This is a genomic window from Luteimonas sp. 3794 (genome assembly GCF_031456825.1).
Classification (GTDB): domain Bacteria; phylum Pseudomonadota; class Gammaproteobacteria; order Xanthomonadales; family Xanthomonadaceae; genus Luteimonas.
This window is the reverse complement of the sequence record NZ_JAVDVJ010000001.1, coordinates 772438-797866: the sequence shown is the minus strand read 5'-3', so window position 1 is coordinate 797866 and position 25429 is coordinate 772438. Positions and strand designations below refer to the sequence as shown.

Here is a 25429-nt window from a genome sequence, read left to right as displayed (position 1 = left end):
ATGTCAGCGCCGCGACGATTGCCGCGCGGGCAGGCACCCCCGAGAATGCACGCATGGACATCTTCAAGGTTTTCACCCTCGAGGCCGCGCACCGGCTGCCGAACGTGCCGCCGGGCCACAAATGCGCGCGTCTGCATGGACATTCGTTCCAGGTCGAGGTGCACGTGTCCGGCGAGCCCGGCCCGGAAACCGGCTGGATCATGGACTTCGGCGATCTGAAGGCCGCATTCGCCCCGCTCTACGCCCAGCTCGACCACCACTATCTCAACGACATCCCCGGGCTCGAGAACCCGACCAGCGAACGTCTGGCGATCTGGATCTGGGAACGCCTCAAGCCGACGCTGCCGGCGCTGAGTGCGATCGTGATCCGCGAAACCTGCACCTCGGGCTGCCGCTACACCGGCCCCTGAATCGCCCTCGCCCGCTGGAACCGGTTTCAAGTCATTGATCCATATACGAAACTGAATGCGTGACGACCGCCTGTCGGGATTTTGTTGCAATGCAACATAGCTGCGATATGCTGCATCGCACAAACCCGGCAGACCGCCGGCTCACGCAGGTAACCGCCATGTCTTATCAGTTCAACGAGCAGTTCACCGCCGCGTCGCGCCAGTTCGCCGATGCAGCCGCCCAGTTCAACCGTCTGACCCTCGAGAACGCCGAGACCCTGTTCGGTCTCCACCTCTCGACGTTCAACGACAACACCCATGCCACGTTCGCGTTCATCAACGAAGCGATCGAAGTGCGTGACATGGATGGCTTCAAGGCCCTGCTGCCGAAAGGCGCGCAGGTTGCCCGCGAGAACGTCGAGCGTCTCGTCAGTGCCGGCCAGGAAACCCTGGGCCGCACGGTGAAGACCAACGAAGCCATCGCAGGCCTGGCCAAGTCGCACGTCGAATCGGCCACCGCCGATGTCCGCGCCGAAGCCGAGAAGGTCGCCAAGGCGACCGCGAAGGCCACCAAGCGCTGAGACGCGCTGCGGCGCCCTGGCGCCACGACCTGAACTCCGGGCGATCCCTCCCTCGCCCGTAGCCGACCCGGCAGCCCCCACGCTGCCGGGTTTTTTATGCGCCGCGCACCGGGCCGGCTGGCAGCACCATGCGCGCCAGCAGGCGGGCGCACAGCCCGTCGGGATCATCGGTACGGCCGGTGTGCACCGGCGAGACCTGGATCACCGAGCTGCGCCGCGCAGTGAGCCAGTGAAACCGCGCGCGCGCGGGCAACGCGGCGATCGGCCCGCCATCGGCATCGCCGCGACAGATGCGCACGATCGCATCGAGATGCCGCTGCAGCGTGGCGACATCGGCATGCGGATCGAGCGCGTGCAGCCGTGCCGGATCCAGCGCGACCGCTGCGGCCAGCGTGCGCGCGCCCTGGCAGGACACGATCACGCCCACGTTGATGAACTCTTCGCGTTCGACCCGGGGCACGACCCGGATCACCGCGTAGTCATAGACCCGCTGCATACGCACGCTGCGCCTCCCCGACGAACGCCGACCGGTGCGCCAGGCGCGTGCAGAAGAACTCGACGTAGGCTGCGCGCTGCACGTCCGCATCGGCGAACCGCGAGTCGCCGGCCAGCCACGCGTCGGGCACCAGCGACACGATGCGGCGGATTTCGGCCTCGGTGATGCGTGCCGACAGGGCCGCATCGGCGGCGTCGAGGGCAGTCGCAAACGGCAGCAGCACGTGATCGGCGATCCGCGCGAACGGGCCGGTCGCGATGCGCGCAGCGCTGTCCCAGTCGTGGTGGAAGTACAGCGCCGCGCCGTGATCGATCAAAGTCAGCCGGCGGTGCCAGACCAGCAGATTGGTATTGCGCGCGGTGCGGTCGACATTGCAGACGAAGGCATCGAACCAGACGATCCGCGATGCGAGATCGGCATCGGGCGGCTCGACCGCGGGATCGAAGTTGATCGCACCGGGCAGGTAGTCCAGCGCGAGGTTGCAACCCGCGCTGGCGCGGATCAGATGCTGGATCTCGGAATCCGGTTCGGTCGCGGCCAGGTCCGGATCGAGATCGATGAACACGATCTCCGGCATCGGCAGGCCCAGCAGGCGCGCGAATTCACCGCCGATCAGCTCGGCGACCAGCGCCTTCGGTCCCTGCCCCGCGCCGCGGAACTTCATGACGTACATGCCGTCGTCGTCGGCTTCCACGACGGCCGGCAGCGAGCCACCTTCACGCAACGGCGTGACATAGCGCGTGGCCTCGACGCTGCGGATCATGCGTCGAGCGCCGAGCGCATCGGCAGCGACCAGTCGATCTGGGCGATGCCGCGTTTGCGCAGGAAATTGTTGGTCTTGGAGAAATGCCCGCTGCCGAGAAATCCGCGATAGGCAGACAGCGGCGACGGGTGGGTGGTGCGCAGCACGCAATGGCGCTGGGTGTCGATGACCTTGCCCTTGGCCTGGGCGTAGCTGCCCCACAGCAGGAAGACCAGATCCTCGCGCTCGCGGTTGAGCACGTCGACAACATGATCGGTGAAGCCTTCCCAGCCCTTGCCCTGGTGCGCGCCGGCCTTGCCCTCTTCCACGGTCAGCACCGCATTGAGCAGCAGCACGCCGCGCTTGGCCCAGGGCATCAGCCAGCCGTGGTCGGGCCGCGGCAGGCCGAGATCGCGTTCGAGTTCCTTGTACATGTTGTCCAGCGACGGCGGCACCCGCTGGTCCGGACGTACCGAGAAACACAGGCCATGCGCCTGACAGGGCCCGTGATACGGGTCCTGGCCGAGGATGACCACTTTCACCGCGTCGAATGGCGTGGCATCGAACGCCGCGAAGATCTCGGGGCCAGGCGGATAGATCCGCGCACCGGCGGCTTTCCGCTGACGCAGGAATGCGGAGAGCGCCTGCATATCGTCGCGACGCAGCCAGTCGCCGACGTGGGCTTTCCAGGAAGGTTCGAGGCGGATATCGGACATGGGTCAACCGTGGATGGACACCCCTGCCAGCGTAGCGGCACAGCGGTGCGTGAGGTTGTGGGAGTGCACATGCGGCGCGAGACGGCTGCATCGGCAACGCCGCATCGCGCGTAAGCGCGCGCCTACAGAGTGATGTGCGGCTGCATCGCGGACAGGCGCAACTGGAACAGCGCCTTGGTCGCCAGCACCCGTTCCTCGGCCGGCTTGACGACCAGATCGTTGGCACCGGCGCGCAGCAGCGCGATCTGGTTGTCGTGGTTGCCGTCGCCGGTCATCACCAGCACCGGCAGGCGCCGCTTGCCGTAACCGAAATCGCGACGGACCGCGCGCAGCAGGTCGTGCCCGCTGAGCTCGCCCTTCAGATACACGTCGGTAAGCAGCAGGTCGGCGCCGGGAGCCCCCGGGCCGTCGCGATAGGCGTCGAGATAGGCCAACGCGTCCTCCGCGCTGAGCACATGGGTCACGCGCATCTGCTGCGCTTCGAGGATGCGCCTGGTCGCGAGCGCGACCGTGCGGCTGTCCTCGACGTAGAGCACGTGCGCGTCTGGAATCGCTTTCGGCTGCACGTAGCCGCGGATGAATTCCGCCAGCGCGCGGTGTCCGAGCGCCTTGTCGAAATGGTCGGTGACGTCTTCGGTGAAGCGACGGGCCTCCAGATGCGACTGCGCATCGCCCGAGACCACGATCACCGGCACGTAGCGCTGGCCCGTGGCTTCACGGACGCGGCGTGCGAGCTGTAGGCCGTCGCCATCGGGGAGTGACAGCGCGGTGCTGACCAGATCGACCGGCGCCGCATCGAGGGCGACCGCCGCATCCACCAGACCCGTGCATTCGATCACTTCGACATCGGCGAGCGCCTGCCGCAGCACGTCACCGATCAGCCGGCGCACCAGCTTCGAGCCGTCGACGACCATCACCCGGGGCGCGTCGCCGGCCAAATGGCGAAGGTCGTGCATGGATCAGGTGTCGGTGGGCCGCGTCTGGCGCAGGAAGTGCCCGGTGACGATGCCGCCGCCACACCAGCCCAGCGCAGTCGCGCCGGCCAGTACCGCCAGCACACCCATCGGGCCGAACCCGCGCAACGCGAACGCCGCGCCATAACTCGCCGCGAGTTCCGCCAGCGGCGGCTGCAGGGCGAGACCGGCCAGAGCAAGCAGACCGAGCGCGACCGCGCCGGCAGCCAGCCCGTACCAGGCGCCCAGATACAGGAACGGCCGGCGGATGAAGCCGTCGGTCGCGCCGAGCAGTTGCAGCACGCCGAGTTCGTCGCGGCGCGACTGGATGTCGAGGCGCACCGTATTGCCGACCACCAGCAGCGCGCCGATGCCGAGCAGCGCCGCGAGCACCCAGACCACGCGGCCGCCGAAACGCAGCCAGCCATCGAGGCGCTCGCGCCATTGCGCATCGTGCTGGACGAGTTCCGATTCCGGCAGCGTGCGCAGCGATTCGGCCAGCAGCATCTCGTCGCCGCCGGGCGTCACGATCAGCACATGCGGGAGCGGGTTCTCGCCGAGCACGTCGATCGCATCGCCGAATTCGCCGCGCTCGCGCAATTCGGCCAGACCTTCATCCGGCGAGCGATGCACCACGCTGCCGACGTCACTGCGACCACGCAGTTCGCCGGCCAGCGCTTCGGCGCGCGGACCGTCGACGTCCTGCTTGAGGAACACGCTGATCTCGCGCGAGGCGTCGATGCTGCCGCCCAGACGGCCGACGTTGTCGAGCACCAGCCACAGGCCGAGCGGCAGCGCGAGTGCGACTGCCATGACGCCGATCGTCAGCGCCGCCGACCACGGCTTCTTGAACAGCCGGCCGAGGCTGGCGAGCACGCTGTAGACATGGTGATCGACCCAGGTGCCGACCGGCGACGTGCCGCGGCGCGCGGGCTGGTTGCGGGGCGCCTCAGGCATCGGCGAGATCCTCCGGCGCAATATCGTCGGCCAGCGTGCCGTGGTCGAGCACCAGCGTGCGCTTCTTCATGCGCTTGACCAGACCGAGGTCGTGACTGGCGATCAGCACACTGGTGCCGCGCTCGGGCAGCTCGGCGAACAGCGCCATGATTTCGGCCGACAGCGTGGGGTCGAGGTTGCCGGTGGGCTCGTCGGCGACCAGCAGCATCGGCTCACCGACGATTGCGCGGGCGATGCCGATGCGCTGCTGTTCGCCGGCCGAGAGCTGCGTGGGCAACGCACGTTCGCGCGCGCCCAGCGCCAAACGCTCCAGCACGCTGCGCACGCGCTTGCCGATCTCCGGCCGGCGCATGCCGCGCAGGATCAGCGGCAACGCGATGTTGTCGAACACGGTGCGGTCGGGCAGCAGGCGGTGATCCTGGAACACGACGCCGATGTCGCGACGGTGCATCGCGACCCTGCGACCGCGCACCTTGAGCAGATTGCGCTCGCCGAACACCACCGCGCCGCGGCTCGGCCGCTCGGCCAGATGGATGAGTTTCAGCAGCGTGCTCTTGCCCGCGCCGGAGTGGCCGGTGACGAACAGCATCTCGCCGGCCGCCACATCGAAACTCACTTCCGACAGCGCCACATGGCCGCCCGGATACTGCTTGCTGACGTTGTCGAATCGCAGAACACTCATGCGCGGCAGTATCGCAGGGAATGTGCACAACAGCGTCATAAGGAAGTGGAAGGTTGGGGATGGGGGCGAAGGATCAGGGTCGGTCACCATGGAGATCGGAAGGGCTTACAGCGCTTGGCTTTGTGTTCGTAGCGGCGTCAGATGTGGAAGCGCTTTAGGGCCGCCCCCACCCAACCCTCCACCCGTAAAGGGCGCAATGCCCCGCGAGCGGGGAAGGCTCAAGCGCCAGAGGCGCACCCACAAAAAAACCCAGCCGAAGCTGGGCTTTTTTGCGCTCGCGCACTGAAGCGTGCGATCAGCGCTTGTCGTCACCCGACACGAGGCGACGCAGGCCCCGACCGATGCGGCTCAGCAGCGAAGGCGCATTGTCCGACTTGGCGGCCGGCGCCGGACGCTGGGTCGGGCGCACTTCGCGCGGCCCCTTGCCACCGTTGCCCTGCGGCTTCTTCGACGCATCGGCTGCCGTCGTCTCGCCGGCCTGCGGCGCCGCGCCTTCGGCACCTTCGATCTTCTTGCCTGCGCGACGGCGACGACGCTTGCGCGGCGGACGCGACTCGTCCGGCATCGCCTGCGCGACCGTGCCGGCGGCATCGATCACCGACTGCGGCGCGGCAGCGACCGGCGCAACCGCAGCTTCTTCGCCTTCGACACGCGGCGGACGCGGCTTGCGCGGTCCACGCTCGCCACGGGCTTCGCCGCTGCCCGCCGGACGCGGACCGCGCGAACCGGGCGCACCCCGACCACCGGCACCCGCACCACGGCCGCCGCCACGCTTGGCGTCTTCGACCGCGCGTGCTTCGCGCACTTCCTTGAAGATCTCGTGGATGCTCTCGCCGTCCTCGTCATCGAGCTCCACGCCTTCGCGCGGCTTGCGCGGCAGCGCGGTCAGCAGCTCGGACGTCACCGGCTCCACCGGGATCTTCTGCTCGATGTAGGCCTCGATCTCCGGCAGGCTCTGCGCGTAGCGCTCGCAGGCGAAGCTGATCGCATCGCCCTCGGCGCCGAGGCGCGCGGTGCGGCCGATGCGGTGGACGTAGTCCTCGGCATCGAACGGGAGATCGTAGTTGTAGACATGGCTGACGCCGTCGATGTGCAGGCCGCGCGCGGCCACGTCGGTCGCCACCAGCAGTTCGAGCTGGCCGGCCTGGAACTTCTTCAGCAGGCTCTCGCGCTTCTTCTGCGGGACGTCGCCCGACAGCACGCCGACCCGGTAGCCGGCCTTCTCGAGCGCACGTGCCACCCGCTCGATGAACGCCTTGGTGTTGACGAACACCATCGTGCGCGCGCCTTCGCTGCGCGACAGCAGGCCCAGCAGCAGCTGCAGCTTTTCGTCATCGGCCGGGAAGTACATCACCTGCCGGACCTTGGCGTTGGTGATGAACTCGGTCTCGACGACCAGCTTCTCCGGCTCGTTCATGTGCTCGTAGGCGAGCTCGAGCACGCGATGGCTCAGCGTCGCCGAGAACAGCAGCGTCTGGCGCTCGGTGCGGATCGGCATGCGCCGCAGCAGGAAGCGGATGTCCTTGATGAAGCCCAGGTCGAACATGCGGTCGGCTTCGTCGAGCACGCACATCTCGCAGGCGTGCAGGCTGACGACCTTGTGCTGCTTGACGTAGTCGATCAGGCGGCCGGGGGTCGCGATGATCACGTCCGCGCCCTCGGTGAGGATCTGCCGCTGCTTGTCGTAGTCGACGCCGCCGTAGACCAGGGCGAACTTCAGCCCCAGTTGGCTGCCGAACTTCACCGCATCCTTGTGGATCTGGATCGCGAGTTCGCGGGTCGGCGCGAGGATCAGCGCGCGCGGATCCTCCGGCTTGCGGTCGGCCAGCGCCGGCTTCGAGAGCAGACGGTTGATCACCGCCACCAGGAAGGCCAGGGTCTTGCCGGTGCCGGTCTGGGCCTGGCCGGCGACGTCGCGGCCTGCGAGGGCCAGCGGCAGCGTCAGCGCCTGGATCGGCGTGCAGCGGGTGAACCCGGCCTCTTCCAGCCCGGCGAGCAACGCCGGATGCAGGTCGAAGGACGAGAAGGTGATGTCGGTAAGAGGCTTGTCGCTCATGCGTAGGAAGGTGTCCGGGCGTCGCCGACTTGGAGGGCGCCGCGTGCTTGCGTGGGAGGCAGTCGCGACGGCAGACTGCCTGGGCGCAGGACGCGTGGGTCGTCCCGCAGGAGCGCCACCTTGATTCCGGGCGGCGATTCCCCATTTTACATCCATCCCGGCGCCGCTGCTTCGAAGCGCGCCCCAGCCCCCCGGAGCCCCCCGTGACCGATGCCGTCATCCATGCCAGCGATTCCGATTTCGACTCCACCGTGCTGCAGTCCGATGTCCCGGTGCTGGTCGACTTCTGGGCCCCCTGGTGCGGCCCCTGCAAGATGATCGCCCCGGCGCTCGACGAACTGGCGGGCGACTACTCCGGCCGCGCCAAGATCGTGAAGATCGACGTCGACCAGAACCAGGCCACGGCGCTGAAGTACCACGTGCGATCGATCCCGATGCTGCTGCTGTTCAAGGACGGTCAGGTGCAGGGCACCCAGATCGGTGCCGTGGGCAAGCCGCAGTTGGCCCAGCTGATCGACAAGGCCCTCTGAGGCCCCGTCCAGCACCGCGACAGTGCGCCGCTGGGCGCCCTGTCGCCTGAACCGACCGCGCGGGTAACGCTTGCCGCCGGTCGGACGCAGTGCTAGGTTTGCGCTGCTCCGGCGTGTTTTCAGCGCGCCGCACCCATCTGGCGTCACTCCCGACTGTCCGTTTCCCTGCCGCCGCCCGTCCCGGGCGCTCGCAACCGAGCGAGGATTTTCCGCTTGTCCGACAACACATCCGATCCCGGCACGCCCGAGGGCGACACCGCCGTGAAGCGCGTGCGCAAGCCGCGCGTGGCCAAGAAAGCCACCGACTCCGCGCCTCCCGATTCCCAGTCCCAGTTGCCGTTGGCGACCCAGGACACCGCCGCGCCAAAGGCCCCGCCCGCCAGCGCACCGCCGCCGCAGGCGTCTGCACCGCAGTCCGATCCGCAGCGTGCGCCCAGCGAGTCGGGCCAGGGCGATGCCCAGCGCGGCAACCAGGGCAACCAGGGCGGCAACAACGGGCAGCCGAATGGCGGCCAGCACCACCCCCAGCAGGGCGGCGAGCCGCGCCAGCACGGTGGCGGGCAGCCGAACCAGAACCGCGGCAACCCCGGCAACAACAACAATGACCAGGGCGGCAACAACCGCCGCGACCGGTTCAAGAACCGGCGTGATCGTCCGCGTGGCGGTGGCCGCGACGACGGCCTGCCGCAGGACGGCGGCAACGACCACGTCCAGCGTCTGCCCCCGCCGAACATCCCCGAGGGCTTCCCGCAGTACACGCTGAGCGACCTCAAGCGGATGCCGGCGCACAAGCTGCTCGACATCGCCGACCAGCTGGCGATCGAAGGCGTGGCCCGCGCGCGCAAGCAGGACGTGATCTTCGGCCTGCTCAAAGTGCTGACCCGCCACGGCGAGGGCGTCGTCGCCGACGGCGTGCTCGAGATCCTGCCCGACGGCTACGGCTTCCTGCGCGCGGCCGAGGCGAGCTATCTCGCCGGCCCGGACGATGTCTACATCTCGCCCAGCCAGATCCGCCGCTTCAACCTGCGCACCGGCGACCACCTGCTCGGCCGCATCCGCTGGCCCAAGGATGGCGAACGCTACTTCGCGCTGTCGGTCGTCGACACGATCAACGGCGAACCGCCGGAAGCCAGCAAGGGCAAGGTGCTGTTCGAGAACCTCACCCCGCTGTTCCCGCGCAAGCGCTTCAAGCTCGAGCGCGGCGACGGTTCCAGCGAAGACATCGCCGGCCGCATCCTCGATCTGATGGCGCCGCAGGGCAAGGGTCAGCGCGCCCTGATCGTCTCGCCGCCGAAGGCCGGCAAGACGATGATGATGCAGCAGATCGCCAGCGCGATTACCTACAACCATCCCGACGTGCACATGATCGTGCTGCTGATCGACGAGCGTCCGGAAGAAGTGACCGAGATGCAGCGCACCGTGCGCGGCGAAGTCATCTCCTCGACGTTCGACGAGCCGGCCGCCCGCCACGTGCAGGTGGCCGAAATGGTCATCGAGCGCGCCAAGCGCCTGGTCGAGCACAAGAAGGATGTCGTCATCCTGCTCGACTCGATCACCCGCCTCGCCCGCGCCTACAACAACGTCGTGCCGAGCTCGGGCAAGGTGCTGACCGGTGGTGTCGATGCCAACGCCATGCATCGCCCGAAGCGCTTCTTCGGCGCGGCGCGCAACGTCGAGGAAGGCGGTTCGCTGACCATCATCGCCACCGCCCTCGTCGACACCGGCAGCGCGATGGACAAGGTGATCTACGAAGAGTTCAAGGGCACTGGTAACTCCGAAGTGCACCTGGATCGCCGCATCACCGAGAAGCGCGTCTACCCGGCGATCAACGTCAACCAGTCGGGCACCCGCCGCGAGGACTACCTCATCGAGCCGGACCTGCTGCAGCGCATCTGGATCCTGCGCAAGCTGCTCCACCCGATGGACGAGATCGCCGCGATGGAGTTCCTGCTCGACAAGATGAAGAGCACGAAGTCCAACGACGAGTTCTTCTCGTCGATGAAGCGCTGATCCAAAGGGTCTCGCTCACGAAAAAGCCCCGCTTCCGCGGGGCTTTTTTTGGCTTCGATCCAGCTGTGTCAGCCTTCGAGCGGCGTGAGCAGGCGGAAGCGTGACTGTCCCTGATGCAGCGCGCCGGCGACCTGCGCGTCGGGGCTGAAGCCGGGCGGGTCCGGCATCGCCCAGGTCGGACGGGTCTGCGCGCCGGGCACGTATCCGAGCCATTGTCCGTAGGCCGGACCTTGCGGAGGCCGGGGGCCATCGTAGAGCGAGAAGTCCACCGGCACACGAACGACCCAATGCTCGCTGGAAACGGCGTCTCCCGTGGTCGGTGGCGAGAACGTCCACTCCCGGGCCTTGTCGGTCGCCGCTTTCTCCAGACCGCGGCGGATCATTTCCATCTGTCGCGCTGTGCCCAGCGCCGCCAGATTGGTCTGCTCGGCTGCGACGTCTTCCACACGACCATCGCGGCCGACCTTGACCAGCAAGTAGACCGTGCCCTTGCCGCCCATCTGCGCAATGTTCATCGGATACCGCGGCGGCGTCATCTCGATCGAGCGGACGCTTCCGGTGTCGTCCGGATCGTATTCCTCGCCGAAACTCGCGCTCTTGATCGCGATGTCCATATTGCCGTCGCTCGCCGGCGTCGCGACGAGTCGGATGCTCATCTTCGCGCGGGCCAACACAGGCGCACCGTCGAGGAGCACCGGCTCGAAACGCAGCGCAGGGACCGCGCGTTCGATCAGACGCACGACGTAGTCAGGGAGCTTGTCCGGTTGATCCAGCGTGTGCGCGCTGACGCTGCCATCGCGCTCGATGTCGACATGGCCGGTCACCAGCATGCTGGCCTCCACCTGTCGGCGCATTTCGCGCGCACTCTGCGCTGCCGTCACCGACGGGACGAGACACGCCAGCGCGAGCAGCACACCCAGCAGTCTTTGAAGTGTCATCACGGCTCCATCCTTGAGTGAAGACCCCGACGTTACTCTCGGGCCCCGGCGTGGACAAGCGGGACTAAACCCTCGCGCCGTCAGCGCTGCTCGCGCAGAAACCTGGCCATCGACACGCCGTCGCCGCTCTGCACGGGCGCAAACTCCGCGGCGACGTCGATGAAGCCGCGCATGATGGCGATCTCGCGCGGGGTCCGGTTGAGCGTGTCGCGCAGGTCGGGGTCAGCGCCGGCGCGCAGCAGGCGTCGGGCCAGACGCAGTTGGCCGTGCAGGCCTGACAGGTGCAGCGGGCCGAAGCCGCGCTGGTCCTGCGCATCGAGCGAGACACCCTCGTCGAGCAGATGTTCCATCGCCGCCAGCACCACGTCCTCGTCGCATGCCGTGCCGGGCTCGGCGCGCGCGCCCAGCAACAGCAGCAACGGCGTCACGCCGCCAGCGGCGGGCGCATCGACCTCGGCCCCAGCCAACAGCAGGGTGTCGAACAACGCGAGCAGTCGCGGTCGCTCGCGCGAGGTGAAGCCGTAGAGCGCGGCGCAGTGCAGCGGCGTCAGGCCCTGGGCGTCGGTCGCGTGGATGTCGGCCCCGGCGGTCAGCAGGCGCGCGGCGAGGTCCGGCAGGCCCAGGGCCGCGGCGAGCATCAGCACGCTGACCTCGCCCGGCAGGCGCTGGTCGAGCGACACACCGGCGGCGAGCAGGCGATCGACCACGCCCGCGTGCCGCATGCTCACTGCCGCCGACAACGGCGTCGCGCCCGACTGGGCTGCAAGCGCCGCATCGGCGCCGCGTGCGAGCAGCAGCTCGACGACATCGCGATGGCCCCCACCGGCGGCGCGGAGCAAGGCGGTGCAGCCCTGCGCGTCCACGGCATCGACGGAAAACCCGAGATCCAGCAGGCGACGCACGGCCTCGGCATCGCCTGCGCTCGCGGCGGCCGGCAAGTCGGTGGCCTCCAGCGCGCGCCCCGGCAGCGCCCAGCCGCGCCAGTCGAGCCAGTCGGCGAGATCGCGCCGGCCGGCCGACAGGGCGACGCCCAGCGGTGTCTGCCCGTCCGCCGCGCACGCCGCAGGTGAGGCGCCGTGACGCACGAGCACCTTCAGCGCGCCCTCGCGGCCGAGCGCGGCGGCGAGATGCAGCGCGGTCATGCCGCGGGTATCACGCGCATCGAGATCGACGCCGTGACCGACCAGGCGTTCGATCAGCCGCAGCCAGCCCAGCCGGACCGCGAGCGACAACGGCGGATCTCCGCCGGGCGCGGCAGCGAACGGATCGGCGCCGCGCGCCAGCAGATCGAGCGCGAAGGTTTCGAACGCGCGCGCCGCCTGGTCGTCGCCGTTACAGGCCGCGAGATACCGCGCCAGCGTGCCGGCGCCGCCGGGCGACGCACCATGGCGCAGCAGGGCCTGCAGGATCGGCAGGTGTTGTGGCGCCGAGGCCAACAACGCGCACAGCGGCGGCGCGCCGGCGGCGTCGGCCACTTCGACATCCGCGCCCTGCGCGAGCAGCCACTCGATGCGCTCCAGCGACGGCGGCATTTCGGGATCGAGCAGCAGGCCGCCGAGATCGCGTGCACCGAGCAGGCGCAACAGCGGCCCTTGGTTATCGAAGCGGCCCTCGCGCAGGCTGGCGCGTAGCAGCAGGACGGGGGTGCGGTCCGCGGACGGGGCGCCGTCCTCGTCGTCATCGATGCCGAGATTGACCGGCAGCGGGTAGTCGGGATCGAGCAGGCGCACCAGCGTCCAGCGCCCGGTTTCAGCGGCGCGGTCGACCGGCTTGCGGCCGTCTGCGTCGGCGATATCGGCGGGTACACCAAGTTCGAGCAGGCGCTGCAGCAGCGCGGCCGACGGCAGTTCCGCGCCACAGGCCAGCATCACCGCATTGCGACCGGCGACATCGACCGCGGCGACATCGGCATTCGCCGCCAGCAGCGCTTCGAGTGCGGACAGACGTCCGCCGCGCGCGGCTTCGAGCAGGGGCGTACGGCCGTCGTTGTCGCGGCCGCGCACGTCGGCGCCAGCGCCGAGCAGCGCGGCGAGGATCTCGTCGTGGCCCTGGAACGCGGCGACATGCAATGCGCTTCGACGCAAAGCATCGCGCGCATCGACGCGCGCCTTGTGTTTGAGCAGCAACTGCACGCCGGCGGCGTCGTCCTCGTCGCCGCCTGCCGCGGCCAGCAGCGCCGGCGTGCCACCGTCGACCTCGGCGCGGGCGCCACGTTCAAGCAGGAACTTCGCCAGACGCCAGTTGCCGACAGCGCAGGCCATGCCCAGCGGCGTCAGGCCATCGTGGTTGCGCGCTTCGAGTTCGGCGGCGGCATCGCGCAGCAACGCGGCGACGCCGGGGTCGGAACTGCGCGCGGCCAGATGCAGCGGCGTATTGCCTTCGTGGTCGGTGATCCGCGGATCGGCGCCGTTGGCCAGCAACGTCATCACCGCATCGGGACGACCGTGCCAGCTGTCGCGGGTCGCGGCCAGCAGCGGGGTCATGCCCGCGTGCGCAGCATTGACGTCCACGCCCCGGGCGATCAGTTCGCGCAGTAGGCGCAGGTCCGGCAGCACCGCAGCCAAGACCGGCAGGCTGCGCTGATCACGGTCTTCGGCGGCGGGCAGTGCGCGCACGTCGGCCCCGCCTTCGATCAGCGCGAGGGCGCGATCGACACGACCGACGCGCGCAGCGGTGTACAGGGCAACGTCCGGCGCCGCGTCGAGCGGCTCTTCCGAGAGCGCAATTGCCGGATCACCCCGCATCTCGACGATCTGGATCGGCAATGCGGCAGGGGGCGCAATACGCTGCAGGACCCCATGCAGGCCGAGCGAAGCGAGCACGGCCAGGAGGGCGAGCCCAGTGCGCGGGCCGATGCCGCCGGGCGGCAGCCAGGCCGGCAGCAGCACCAGCGCGACGATCGCAGCCACGCACAACGCGGCGCCCACACCGCGCCAGTTACCGGTTTCGCGCTCCGACAGCGCGCGCCAGTGCGTGCGCAGATCGCCGCCGTCGCGCTCGAGCGCATGCCACAGCGGCCACGTGCGCCAGAAGCCGATGACCGCAAGACCAATGGCGACGCTCAGCGCCAGTGCTGCGCCAAGCTCACCGCCCTGCCGCAACGCCGACAGCGGCCAGGCGACGAGCACGGCGGTCGCGACCGTGGCACCACTCCAGGCGCCGGCCAGAGACAGCAGATCGGTCCGCAGCGTGGCCCCCGCGGGCACGGTGCGCGTGCGCCAGCCGCGGATGACCAGCGCGAACACGGGCTGCGCGAGCGCGCCGGCAATCGCGGCGAGCGGGCCGCCGACGAGCGTCAGCGCCGCCAGCGCGATGCCGGCCAGGAGCACGAAGATCAGGGATCGGGCGAACGCGGACGACGGCCGCTGCGCGGACTCAGGCATCGGTGCCCCAGTCCTCCGTCAGGGGATCGTGGACCAGGCGCGGCGGCATCTGCAGATGGAACTTCTGCGTGCGCAGCTTCTCGCGGACGGTCGCGACATCCTCGCGTGCGAGCTTTCTGTCGGGCGTCAGCGCTACGTCCAGCACGAAGATCAATTCGCCCAGCTGCGCACGCACCGGATCGGGCAGGACGTCGAACGCGTCGCGCTCGGCGAGGTACACATAAGTGTCCGCCTTGCGCTGGCTTTTGTAGACGTAGGCGTGCATGGCCGAAGAACCGCGGAAACACGCTCGATTGTGCGGCAAAAGCCCCGGCTTGGGTATCGCGCGCGGCCATGCATCGAGTGTGCGCGTCGACACCGCGTTCAGTGATAGCCGGCGTCGACGGCCACCTTGCCGCGGAACACACGGTACGACCAGGCGGTGTAACCGAGGATCAGTGGCAACAGCACCACCAGCCCGGCGAGCACGAAGCCCTGCGACGACGGTGGCGACGCAGCCTCCCAGATACTCAGCGAAGGCGGCACGATATTCGGCCACATCCCCAGTACCAGACCGAGAAATCCGAGCCCGAAGAAACTCAGCGTCAGCAGGAACGGACGCGCATCGCGCCCCTCGCGCATCGCCGCGCGCCACAGCCAGATCGCGTTGATCAGGGCCAGCACCGGCACCGGCGACAGCCACCAGAAATTCCCGTCCTCGAACCAGCGCGCCATGATCTGCGAATCGAGGAACGGTAGCCACGCGCTGACCACACCCATGCACGCGGCGACCACCAGCACCAGCGGCCGGGTCGCCTTGCGCGCCAGCTGCTGCAGCCGGCCCTCGGTCTTGAGAATCAGCCAGCCGCTGCCGAGCAGCGCGTAACCGGCCACCACCGCTGCGCCGGTCAGCATCGAGAACGGGCTGAACCAGTCCAGCGCGCCGCCGGCGTACTTGCCTTCCTGGAGCGGCATGCCCTCGACCAGTGCACCCAGAATCACACCTTGGGAGAACGCCGCCAGCAGCGAGCCCACCGCGAAGGCCGCGCCCCAGAAGCGCTTGCCGCGCTGCGCCTTGAAGCGGAATTCGAACGCCACACCGCGGAACACCAGCGCGATCAGCATCAACAGCACCGGCAGATACAGCGCCGACAGCACGATCGCGTAGGCGCGCGGAAACGCGGCCAGCAGGCCGGCGCCGCCGAGCACCAGCCAGGTCTCGTTGCCGTCCCAGATCGGCGCGGCGGTGGTCATCATGTGGTCGAGCTGCTCGCCGTCTTCGGCGAACGGCGCCAGCACGCCCAGGCCCAGCACGAAGCCGTCGAGCAGCACGTACATCAGCACGCCGAAGCCGATGACGCCGAACCAGATCACCGGCAGCGCGGTCTGCAGGTCGATGTCCATCAGTCGTCTCCCACCGGGCCGTCCGCCGCGGAGATCGGCCGCATCGGCGTGCGTTCGCCCTCGTCGTGGTCGGGGCCGTCGTCGAAGGGTTGCGGGCCTTTGCGGATCATCTTGAGGATGTAGCCGCCGCCGGCGCCGAACACCACCGCATAGGCGATGACGAACGCGGTCAGCGAGATGATCACGCTGGTGCGGTCGATGTCGCTGACTGCGTCCGCGGTGCGCAGCAGCCCCTGGATCGCCCACGGCTGGCGGCCGATCTCGACGACGAACCAGCCCGCCAGCACCGCGATGAAGCCGCTCGGCGCCATCAACCGCCAGGTGTTGAGCAGCCAGGTCGATTCAAACAGCCAGCGACGCCGCCATGCCCACAGCGAGACCACCGTGAGCAGCAGCATCGCCATGCCGATGCCGACCATGACCCGGAACGCATAGAACACCGGCGCGACCGGTGGCCGTTCGTCGCGCGGCACCGCGGTCAACGGCGCGATCGTGCCGTCCCAGCTGTGGGTCAGGATCACGCTGCCGAGCCGCGGAATCGCGATCTCGTAGTCATTGCGCTCTGCGTCCACGTTCGGCACCGCGAACAGCACCAGCGGCACGCCCTCACCCGGCTCGCTTTCGTGCCAGTGCGCTTCCATCGCCGCGAGCTTCACCGGCTGCATCTCGCCGGTCTTCAGACCATGCAGATCGCCGACGAAGATCTGCACGGGCACGGTGATCGCCGCGAATGCGACCGAGAGCTTGAGCATCCGCGTCGCCGCATCCACGTGCACGCCGCGGCGCAGATACCACGCCGCCACGCCGCCGATGACGAAACATGTGGTGATGAACGCCGCCAGCACCATGTGCCCCAGCCGGTACGGGAACGAGGGATTGAAGATGATCGCCATCCAGTCGGCAGGGTGGAACACGCCGTCGATCAACTCATAGCCGGCCGGCGTATGCAGCCAGCTGTTGGCCGACAGGATCCAGAACGTCGAGATCAGCGTGCCCACCGCGACCAGGCAGGTGGACAGGAAATGCAGCTTCTCCGATACCCGCCCCCAGCCGAACAGCATTACGCCGAGGAAACTCGCCTCGAGGAAGAACGCGGTCAGCACCTCGTAGCTCAATAGCGGCCCGAGAATATTGCCGGCCGCGATGCTCAGCGCCGACCAGTTGGTGCCGAACTGGAAACTCATGACGATACCCGACACCACGCCCATGCCGAACGACACGGCGAAGATCCGCATCCAGAAGAAGTACAGCTCGCGCCACACCGGATCGCGCGTGCGCAGCCAGCGGAACTCCAGAAACGCCAGCCAGCTCGACAGGCCGATCGTGAAGGCGGGAAACAGCACGTGGAAGGAGATCACGAATCCGAACTGGATCCGCGACAGCAGCAGGGCGTCCAAGCGGAGCTCCATTGGGGCGGCGCACGGTGAGTCTGCGGGCGGCGACGTGAAAGCACGATGCGGCAGGACGTCGCACGACCGGGCGCCGTAGCCCGACCATGACCTTCGCCAGAGCGGCCCGGGCGGCCTTGCCCGTTACACTTCGGCCTCCTTTCGTGTCATGGAACCGTCGAATGCGTCGACTGCCGTTGAGCTGGGTGCTCGCCTGCGCCCTCGTGTCTCCCGCCGCTCTGGCGCAACCGGCACAGCCGCTGACGATGGAGCGGATCATGGCCGATCCGGACTGGATCGGCGCCCCGGTCGAAGGCGCGTGGTGGCGCTGGGACGGCCAGGCCGCGTACTACACGCTCAAGCGCGAAGGCAGCAGTGTCCGCGAGACCTGGAGCCAACCGCTGGCCGGCGGGGCGTCGACGCGCGTGGAAGACGGCGCGCGTGCCGATCTCGATGCGCAGAACCCGATCACCGATGCCACCGGCACGCGCATGGCATTCCTGCGCAATGGCGATCTGTTCGTGCGGGATCTGCGTACCGGCGCGCTGACCCAGGTCACCCGCACCGAAGCCCAGGAAGCGCAGCCACAGTGGTCGACAACCGGCGGTCTGGTCTGGCGCGCGGGCAACGACTGGTTCGGCTGGGACACCCAGCGCGGCACCACGCAGCTGGCGAGCCTCAAGGCCGAAGACGATCCTGCCAAGCCGCCGAAGGACGATGACCTGCGCGACCGCCAGCTGCGCATGATCGAAACCCTGCGCGTCGAGCGCGAACGCCGCGACGGCCTGCGCACGCAGAACGAGACCTGGCGCCGCAGCGATGCCACGCGCGCGCCGGGCCCGGTGTTCCTGGGCAAGGACGTCACGATCGCCGGCAGCGCGTTGTCGCCGGCCGGCGATCGCCTGATCGTCGCCACCACCGCCAAGAGCGGCGATGCGGGACAGGCCGGCAAGATGCCGCGCTACGTGACCGAATCGGGCTACGAGGAATTCGAGGACGTGCGCACGCGCGTCGGCCGCAACGATCCGCTGCCACACACGCTGTGGCTGGTGGACGTGGCCAGCGGCCAGGCGCGTGAACTCAAGACCGACACCCTGCCCGGCATCGGCACCGATCCGCTGGCCGATCTGCGTCGCGCGGCCGGCAAGGACGCGCTCAAGGGCAACCGTCCGGTGCGTCTGGAACTCGACGGACGCGGCGGTGGCGGCGGTGCGATCCGCTGGAGCGACGATGGGCGCAGCGTCGCGCTGTCGATCCATTCGGTCGACAACAAGGATCGCTGGCTCGCCACGGTCGATCTGGCCGGCGCCACGCTGCAGAGCCGCGACCGCCTGACCGACAACGCCTGGATCAACTGGGATTTCAACGAGTTCGGCTGGCTGCCCGACAACCGCACGCTGTGGTTCCTGTCGGAGACCTCCGGCTACTCGCATCTGTATCTCAACGACGGCGGCCGCTCGCGTGCGCTGACTTCGGGCAACTGGGAAGTCTCCGCGCCGGTGATGTCGCGCGATGGCGGCCGCTTCTTCTTCCTGTGCAACCAGCAGTGGCCGGGACGTTACGAGGTCTGCAGCGCGAATGGCGGCCCGGTCAGCGAACTCACGAAGACCGGCGGCATCGAGGACTTCGCGCTGTCGCCCGACGAGACCCGCCTGCTGCTGCGCACCTCCAGCAGCTATACGCCGCCGCAGCTCGCGGTCGCCGATGTCGCCGGCGGCGAGGTGCGCGTGCTCACCGACACCCGCACCGCCGAGTTCAAGGCGCACGACTGGCTGCAGCCCGAGTACGTGCAGATTCCGTCCAAGCACGGCGCCGGCACGGTCTGGGGCAAGTTCTACGCGCCTGAGAACTATGAGCCGGGCCGCAAGTATCCCGTCGTGCTGTTCGTGCACGGCGCCGGCTACCTGCAGAACGTCAGCGACCGCTATCCGAACTACTTCCGCGAGCAGATGTTCCACAACCTGCTGGTGCAGCAGGGCTACATCGTGCTGGACCTCGATTTCCGCGCCTCCGCCGGCTACGGCCGCGACTGGCGCACGGCGATCTACCGGCAGATGGGCCACCCGGAACTCGAGGATTACCTCGACGGCATCGACTGGCTGGTCGACAACCACCAGGCCGATCGCGACCGCGTCGGCATCTATGGCGGCAGCTACGGCGGCTTCATGACCTTCATGGCGCTGTTCCGCGAGCCCGGCGTGTTCAAGGCCGGCGCCGCACTGCGCCCGGTCACCGACTGGTCGCAGTACAACCACGCCTACACCGCCAACATCCTCAACACGCCGGACATCGATCCCGAGGCGTATCTGAAGTCCTCGCCGATGGAATACGCCGACCGCCTGCAGGACAACCTGCTGATCGCGCACGGCATGATCGACGACAACGTGTTCTACAAGGACTCGGTGATGATGGCCCAGCGCCTGATCGAACTGCGCAAGGACAAGTGGGAACTGGCGAGCTATCCGCTTGAGCGCCACGCCTACCAGCACCCGGCCTCATGGTACGACCAGTACCGCCGCATCTACGAGCTCTTCGAGCGCACGCTGAAATGACCGCGCCCGGCCCGTTGCCGGTGAGCGAGCTGCTGCGGCCTTCGCCGTGGAAGATGCTCGCGCTGCTGGCGATCTCGGCCGGGTTCGTGTGGATGGCGCTCGTCATCGGCGAACGCCATCTGCTGATCGCATGGCTGTGCGGTGGATTCTTCGGCCTCTGCGCGCTGGTCGCGCTGGTGTCGCTGCTGCCCGGCGCGAACCATCTGCGCCTCGATGCCGATGGCATCGAGCTGCGCTCGCTGTTCCGGGTCACCCGCTGGGGCTGGCGTGATGTCGTGCGTTTCGGCCCCACACGCGTGGGCCTGCACACGATGGTCGGCATCGACTTCGCCGATCACGTGGAGGCCGCGGCGCGCCTGCGCCGCGTCAACCGCGGCCTGACCGGCTTCGATGGCGCCCTGCCCGACACCTACGGACACAGGGCCGCCGCACTCGCGGCAAAGCTGGAAATCTGGCGCCAGGCGCACGCCTGAGCACCTCGCGGCATTGACCAGAATCAATGTCGCCACACGGGCGCCGCCTACAATGCGGGCCATGAACGATTTCGACACCGTCCGCGACTATCTGACCGGCCTGCAGGACCGGATCTGCCATGCGATCGAAGGCGCCGATGGCCAAGCCCGCTTCGTCGAAGACCTGTGGCAACGCCCTGAAGGCGGCGGCGGCCGCACCCGCGTACTGCGTGACGGCGCGGTGTTCGAGCAGGCCGGCATCGGCTTCTCCGATGTGTCCGGCACCGCCCTGCCGCCCTCGGCCAGCGCCAACCGGCCCGAACTCACCGGCGCCTCGTGGCGCGCCTGCGGCGTGTCGCTGGTGTTCCATCCGCACAATCCGCACCTGCCGACCACGCATGCCAACGTGCGCCACTTCCGCGCGATGCGCGACGGCGAGACCGTGGCCTGGTGGTTCGGCGGCGGGTTCGACCTGACGCCGTTCTACCCGGTCGACGAAGACGTGCTGCACTGGCACCGAACAGCGCGCGCGCTGTGCGAACCCTTCGGCGGGCAGGCGCGCTACGACGCCCACAAGCAATGGTGCGACGAGTATTTCTTCCTCAAGCACCGCAACGAGACGCGCGGCGTCGGCGGCCTGTTCTTCGACGATCTGCACGGCGATTTCGATGCAGACTTCGCCTATATGCGCGCGGTCGGCGACGGCTTTCTCGATGCCTACCTGCCGATCGTCGAACGCCGCAAAGACACGCCCTGCAGCGAGCGCGAGCGCGAGTTCCAGTTGTATCGTCGCGGGCGCTACGTCGAGTTCAACCTGGTCTACGACCGCGGCACGCTGTTCGGCCTGCAATCGGGCGGCCGCGCCGAATCGATCCTGATGAGCCTGCCGCCGCGCGTGCGCTGGGAGTACGGCTTCACCCCGGAGGCCGGCAGCGAGGAGTCGCGACTGGCCGCATACCTGCATCCGCGCGACTGGCTCGGCGAGCTGGTCTGAGCGAACTGGCCTGGACGCGTAGGACTGAAGCGGTGATCGCATCCGAGGACGCCACCCATCCGGATGTCGCGCCGGACTGCCTGCGCGTGCTGCACGAAGACGCGCATGTGCTTGCCTTCGACAAGCCCAGCGGCCTACTGTCGGTGCCCGGCCGTGGCGCCGACAAACAGGACTGCATCGCGACCCGTGCCCTGGCGCAGTGGCCGGACGCACGCGTGGTGCATCGACTGGACCAGCCGACCTCGGGAGTGATCGTGCTGGCCCGGGGAGCCAGGATGCAGCGCGCACTGGGCGACGCCTTCGCCGAACGCAGGGTCGACAAGCGTTATGTCGCCATCGTCGACGGCTGGCCCGACACGGATGACGGCGTGATCGACCTGCCGCTGCAGGCGGACTGGCCCAACCGGCCGCGTCAGCAGGTCGACCCTGCCAGCGGCAAGTCCGCACTGACCCGCTGGCAGGCCCTGTCGCGCACGCAGACGGCCGATGGCGCGCCGTGCGCCCGGCTGGCCCTGATACCTGAGACCGGTCGTACGCACCAGTTGCGCGTGCACCTGCAGGCGATCGGTCATCCGATCCTCGGTGATGCGCTTTACGCCCCGTCCGAGGTGCAAGCGCGCGCGCCACGGCTGCTGCTGCATGCGGAATTGCTGACGTTCGAGCACCCTGCAACCGGTGCACGGCTACAAATCGAGTGTCCGGTGCCGTTCTAGACGCCTCTGTAGGAGCGCGCTTGCGCGCGAACGCCCTGGCCGGTAAAGCACCATCGCGCGCAAGCGCGCTCCTACAGCACACACGGATTGGCAAATTCCGGACATAAAAAAGCCCCGCAGGCAGGGGGGGCCTACGGGGCTCAGGGAACCGGGCGCGGGGAGACGCCTGATGGTTCCGGTCGATCACTCCAGGGGAAGGAAGCGATCTGCGACAGACCTTGCATCTGTCGAGGGACATAAGACCATTCTGCGGATGGATGGATCGTGAAGATTATGGTTAATTTTCTGTTGGATTCAGGCCGCATTTACCCATAATCCGCGCATTACCCCGAGGCGCCAGAAGCGGCACATTCAGGGGTGGTGGGCAGCCCTCAATGAGCCTCGTCCCAGTTGTCGCCCACGCCACTGTCGACGACCAACGGCACCCGCAATTCGGCGGCGCTGGTCATGCGGGTCACGACCTCGGGCAGCAGCGTGTCGACAAAATCCAGATCCGCTTCGAACACCAGTTCATCGTGCACCTGCAGGATCATCTTGGCGAGGTCCGCGTGGTCGGCGATCCAGCCGTCGATCGTGATCATCGCGCGCTTGATGATATCGGCCGCGGTGCCCTGCATCGGCGCGTTGATTGCTGCGCGCTCGGCGCCGGCGCGTTGCGAGGCGTTGCCCTTCTGGATGAAGTCCAGGGTCAGGCGTCGGCCGAAGACCGTCTCGACATGGCCCGTCGCCCTCGCCTGCTCGCGCGTGCGATCCATGAAGTCGCGCACGCCTGGATACCGCGAGAAGTACAGCGCGATGTAGTCCTGCGCTTCGCCGCGACCGATGCCGAGGTTGCGTGCCAGGCCGAAGGCGCTCATGCCGTACATCAGGCCGAAGTTGATTGCCTTGGCCGCCCGGCGCTCGTTGCCGGTGACCTCGTCCAGCGGCCGACCGAAGACTTCGGCGGCGGTCGCCCGGTGGATGTCGACGCCGGATTCGAACGCGCGTACCAGGCCCGGATCCTCGGACAGGTGGGCCATGATCCGCAACTCGATCTGCGAGTAGTCGCAGGCGATCAGCTTGCGGCCCGGCGGCGCGACGAAGGCGCGGCGGATGCGGCGGCCATCGTCGGTGCGGATCGGAATGTTCTGCAGGTTGGGATCCGACGACGACAGGCGCCCGGTCGCCGCGCCCGCCTGGTGGTAGCTGGTGTGCACCCGGCCGGTGTCGGCGTTGATCATCTCCGGCAGCTTGTCGGTGTAGGTGCTACGCAGCTTGTTCAGCCCGCGGTATTCGAGGATCACGCGCGGCAGCTCGTGCTGGTCGGCGATCGCCTCCAGCGCCTCCTCGTTGGTGCTGGGCTGGCCCTTTGGCGTCTTGACCAGCGCCGGCAACTTCAATTCGTCGAACAGCAGCGCGCACAACTGCTTGGGCGAATCGAGATTGAACGTGCGTCCGGCGAGCTCGGTCGCTTTCTGCTGCGCGGCGAGCATGCGCTTGGACAGGTCCGCGCTCTGCCGGCGCAGTTCCTCAGCGTCGACACGCACGCCATTGGCCTCGATCCGCGCAAGCACTGGCACCAGCGGCATCTCGATGTCGGTGTAGACCCGCGCCAGCCCCGCATCGGCCTCGATGCGCGGCTTCATGACCCGGTGCAGCCGCAGGGTGATGTCGGCATCTTCAGCCGCGTACTTCGACGCATCGTCGATCGCGACCTGCGAGAACGAGATCTGCTTGGCGCCCTTGCCGGCGACATCCTCGAACTTGATCGTGTCCATGCCCAGATGGCGCTTGGCCAGCGAGTCGAGATCGTGGCGGGCGATGCCGGCGTCGAGCACGAAACTCTCCAGCAGCGTGTCGTCGGCGTAGCCGCGGACCTCGACGCCGTGCCGGCGCAACACGTGAATATCGTACTTGCCGTGCTGGCCGAGCTTGCGCTTCGCGGGATCTTCCAGCACGCCGCGCAGCGCATCGAGCACCAGTGCGCGGTCGAGCTGCGGCGGTGCGCCGGGATAGTCGTGACCGACGGGAATGTAGGCCGCGCGGCCAGGCTCGATCGCGAAGCTCAGGCCGACCAGGCCCGAACGCATCGAGTCCAGCGCATCGGTCTCGGTGTCGAACGCGAACTCGTCTGCGGCCTGCAACTGCGCGACCCACGCATCGAGCTGCTCGCGCGTCATCACCGTCTCGTACTCGCCCGGCACCGACAGCGCGGGGTCGAGTGTCGACGGCGCTGCGGGTATCGCGATCGCAGCCGCTCCTGCCGGTGCAGCGCGCGTATCGCCGGCGGCGTCGAGATCCTTCAGCGCCTGGCCAAAGCCGTAACGCGCGTACAGCACGCGCAGGGCATCGACCGCACGCGGTCGCAGGATCAGCGTTTCCGGCCCGCCATCGAGCACGACGTCGGTCTTGATCGTCGCCAGCTCGCGGCTGAGCGGCAGCTGGTGCAGCGCCTCGCGCAGGTTCTCGCCGATCTTGCCCTTGATGTTGCCGGCATTCGCGATCACGCCATCGAGCGATTCGTATTCCGTCAGCCACTTGGCCGCGGTCTTCGGCCCGCACTTGGGCACACCGGGAATGTTGTCGATGCTGTCGCCCATCAGCGCGAGCAGGTCGACGATCTGGTCGGCGCGCACGCCGAACTTGTCGCGCACGGCGTCGTCGCTGTCCATGCGGCTGCCGCTCATGGTGTTGACGAGGGTGACGCGGGGGCGCACCAGCTGGGCGAAATCCTTGTCGCCGGTGGAGATCGTCACCTCGATACCGGCGTCGGCCGCCTGCAGCGCCAGCGTGCCGATGACGTCGTCGGCCTCGACTCCGGCCACGCGCAGGATCGGGAAACCCAGCGCCTCGACGATTCCGCACATCGGCTCGACCTGCGCCCGCAGTTCGTCGGGCATCGGCGGGCGGTTGGCCTTGTACTGGTCGTAGAGATCGTCGCGGAAAGTCCTGCCGGGCGCATCGACGACGAACGCTGCGAAATCCGGCGCTTCCTTCAGTGTCGCGCGCAGCATGTTGACGATGCCGAACAGCGCGCCGGTGGGTTCACCGTCGGCATTGGTCAGCGGGGGAAGCGCGTGGAACGCGCGATACAGGTACGAGGACCCGTCGATCAGGATGAGGCGTTTCATCCTGCGATTCTACCGCCGCGCCTCGCGCGGCCCGTGAGACGCGTCACCCCGGCGCGATGCCCGCCGACGCATACTGGCGCTCCTTGGCCCGCGCCGGAGAACACCATGCACAGGTTCCGCACCGCTCTGCTCGCCACCGCCCTGCTGGGCCTGTCCGCCTGCGCGACCACCGGCGGCAACGGCATGCCGGACGGCATCCCCGCCGATGCCGAGCAGGTGACCCGCACCGAATCCAACGGCGACCAGATCACCGAGTACCGCGTCGCCGGCCAGCTGCGCGCGGTGCAGGTGGTGCCCTCGCGCGGTCCGGCGTATTTCCTCTATGACCGCGACGGCGACGGCAGCATCGATGGCGACCGCGACAACGTGCCGCAGACCTACTTCAAGCTGTTCAGCTGGTAAGT

Annotated in this window: 22 protein-coding genes; 9 read left to right on the top strand and 13 right to left on the bottom strand. The window is 68.3% G+C overall.

All coding sequences use genetic code 11. The features are described from left to right. The first annotated feature begins 53 nt into the window (after positions 1–53). Together queD and J2X52_RS03425 are read left to right on the top strand one after the other, a co-directional pair. On the top strand, positions 54–410 hold the full coding sequence (queD, locus tag J2X52_RS03430) for a 6-carboxytetrahydropterin synthase QueD (RefSeq protein ID WP_310148646.1): 357 nt from the start codon (positions 54–56) through the stop codon (positions 408–410). Between the two features lie 158 nt (positions 411–568). After that, positions 569–970: a phasin family protein gene (locus tag J2X52_RS03425; RefSeq protein WP_310148644.1), complete on the top strand. Its 402-nt coding sequence runs from the start codon at positions 569–571 to the stop codon at positions 968–970. A 94-nt stretch (positions 971–1064) separates the two neighbouring features. Here the strand turns inward: J2X52_RS03425 and J2X52_RS03420 are convergent, their stop codons facing one another. The 7 genes from J2X52_RS03420 to rhlB form a co-directional block, all read right to left on the bottom strand. Beyond that, a complete protein-coding gene (locus J2X52_RS03420) occupies positions 1065–1466 on the bottom strand; it encodes a DUF3037 domain-containing protein (RefSeq protein ID WP_310148859.1) in 402 nt (133 codons plus the stop codon). Then, the gene (locus J2X52_RS03415; RefSeq protein WP_310148857.1) at positions 1450–2226 is read right to left on the bottom strand and encodes a HipA family kinase; all 777 of its coding nucleotides are present in this window, start codon (positions 2224–2226) and stop codon (positions 1450–1452) included. The genes J2X52_RS03420 and J2X52_RS03415 overlap by 17 nt, the downstream gene beginning before the upstream one ends. After that, positions 2226–2924: a uracil-DNA glycosylase gene (gene ung, locus J2X52_RS03410; protein ID WP_310148641.1), complete on the bottom strand. Its 699-nt coding sequence runs from the start codon at positions 2922–2924 to the stop codon at positions 2226–2228. Before ung ends, J2X52_RS03415 begins: the two co-directional genes overlap by 1 nt. 122 nt (positions 2925–3046) lie before the next feature. Then, complete coding sequence (locus tag J2X52_RS03405) at positions 3047–3880, bottom strand: response regulator (protein WP_310148637.1); 834 nt, start codon at positions 3878–3880, stop codon at positions 3047–3049. Positions 3881–3883: 3 nt separating this feature from the next. After that, complete coding sequence (gene ftsX, locus J2X52_RS03400; RefSeq protein ID WP_310148634.1) at positions 3884–4834, bottom strand: permease-like cell division protein FtsX; 951 nt, start codon at positions 4832–4834, stop codon at positions 3884–3886. Then, positions 4827–5516, bottom strand: coding sequence for a cell division ATP-binding protein FtsE (gene ftsE, locus J2X52_RS03395; protein WP_310148631.1), 690 nt, complete (start codon positions 5514–5516; stop codon positions 4827–4829). Before ftsE ends, ftsX begins: the two co-directional genes overlap by 8 nt. Before the next feature lie 295 nt (positions 5517–5811). Further along, on the bottom strand, positions 5812–7572 hold the full coding sequence (gene rhlB / locus J2X52_RS03390) for an ATP-dependent RNA helicase RhlB (protein ID WP_310148628.1): 1761 nt from the start codon (positions 7570–7572) through the stop codon (positions 5812–5814). A gap of 203 nt (positions 7573–7775) precedes the next feature. Between rhlB and trxA the strand changes: the two genes are divergently transcribed. Both trxA and rho read left to right on the top strand, forming a co-directional pair. Continuing rightward, positions 7776–8102: a thioredoxin gene (gene trxA / locus J2X52_RS03385; protein ID WP_310148625.1), complete on the top strand. Its 327-nt coding sequence runs from the start codon at positions 7776–7778 to the stop codon at positions 8100–8102. A 213-nt stretch (positions 8103–8315) separates the two neighbouring features. Continuing rightward, a complete protein-coding gene (gene rho / locus J2X52_RS03380; RefSeq protein ID WP_310148622.1) occupies positions 8316–10112 on the top strand; it encodes a transcription termination factor Rho in 1797 nt (598 codons plus the stop codon). Positions 10113–10180: 68 nt separating this feature from the next. On the opposite strand, the gene J2X52_RS03375 is transcribed toward rho, so the two are convergent. The 5 genes from J2X52_RS03375 to J2X52_RS03355 all read right to left on the bottom strand — a co-directional run bounded on the left by J2X52_RS03375 (position 10181) and on the right by J2X52_RS03355 (position 17213). Continuing rightward, the gene (locus J2X52_RS03375) at positions 10181–11050 is read right to left on the bottom strand and encodes a protein tonB (RefSeq protein ID WP_310148620.1); all 870 of its coding nucleotides are present in this window, start codon (positions 11048–11050) and stop codon (positions 10181–10183) included. A gap of 80 nt (positions 11051–11130) precedes the next feature. Continuing rightward, the gene (locus tag J2X52_RS03370) at positions 11131–14433 is read right to left on the bottom strand and encodes an ankyrin repeat domain-containing protein (protein WP_310148617.1); all 3303 of its coding nucleotides are present in this window, start codon (positions 14431–14433) and stop codon (positions 11131–11133) included. After that, positions 14426–14698, bottom strand: coding sequence for a YcgL domain-containing protein (locus tag J2X52_RS03365; protein ID WP_310148614.1), 273 nt, complete (start codon positions 14696–14698; stop codon positions 14426–14428). The genes J2X52_RS03370 and J2X52_RS03365 overlap by 8 nt, the downstream gene beginning before the upstream one ends. Before the next feature lie 98 nt (positions 14699–14796). Further along, positions 14797–15810, bottom strand: a complete 1014-nt coding sequence (gene cydB, locus J2X52_RS03360; RefSeq protein WP_310148854.1) for a cytochrome d ubiquinol oxidase subunit II — start codon at positions 15808–15810, stop codon at positions 14797–14799. 5 nt (positions 15811–15815) lie between these two features. Continuing rightward, positions 15816–17213 (bottom strand): cytochrome ubiquinol oxidase subunit I, encoded by a 1398-nt coding sequence (locus tag J2X52_RS03355; RefSeq protein WP_310148612.1) that lies wholly within the window; start codon positions 17211–17213, stop codon positions 15816–15818. Between the two features lie 173 nt (positions 17214–17386). On the opposite strand from J2X52_RS03355, the gene J2X52_RS03350 reads away from it, so the two are divergent. The 4 genes from J2X52_RS03350 (at position 17387) to J2X52_RS03335 (ending at position 21915) form a co-directional block, all read left to right on the top strand. Further along, positions 17387–19756 (top strand): S9 family peptidase, encoded by a 2370-nt coding sequence (locus J2X52_RS03350; RefSeq protein WP_310148609.1) that lies wholly within the window; start codon positions 17387–17389, stop codon positions 19754–19756. After that, positions 19753–20229, top strand: coding sequence for a PH domain-containing protein (locus J2X52_RS03345; RefSeq protein WP_310148607.1), 477 nt, complete (start codon positions 19753–19755; stop codon positions 20227–20229). The genes J2X52_RS03350 and J2X52_RS03345 overlap by 4 nt, the downstream gene beginning before the upstream one ends. Before the next feature lie 61 nt (positions 20230–20290). After that, positions 20291–21202 carry an oxygen-dependent coproporphyrinogen oxidase gene (gene hemF / locus J2X52_RS03340; protein WP_310148605.1) on the top strand — a complete coding sequence of 304 codons (912 nt, stop codon included), beginning with the start codon at positions 20291–20293 and terminating at the stop codon, positions 21200–21202. Between the two features lie 32 nt (positions 21203–21234). Continuing rightward, the gene (locus J2X52_RS03335) at positions 21235–21915 is read left to right on the top strand and encodes an RluA family pseudouridine synthase (RefSeq protein WP_343226781.1); all 681 of its coding nucleotides are present in this window, start codon (positions 21235–21237) and stop codon (positions 21913–21915) included. A 371-nt stretch (positions 21916–22286) separates the two neighbouring features. On the opposite strand, the gene polA is transcribed toward J2X52_RS03335, so the two are convergent. Beyond that, positions 22287–25025, bottom strand: a complete 2739-nt coding sequence (gene polA, locus J2X52_RS03330; protein ID WP_310148602.1) for a DNA polymerase I — start codon at positions 25023–25025, stop codon at positions 22287–22289. Between the two features lie 105 nt (positions 25026–25130). Here polA and J2X52_RS03325 point away from each other — a divergent pair, with 105 nt between their 5' ends. Further along, positions 25131–25427 (top strand): DUF2782 domain-containing protein, encoded by a 297-nt coding sequence (locus J2X52_RS03325; protein WP_310148599.1) that lies wholly within the window; start codon positions 25131–25133, stop codon positions 25425–25427. Positions 25428–25429: the final 2 nt, after the last annotated feature.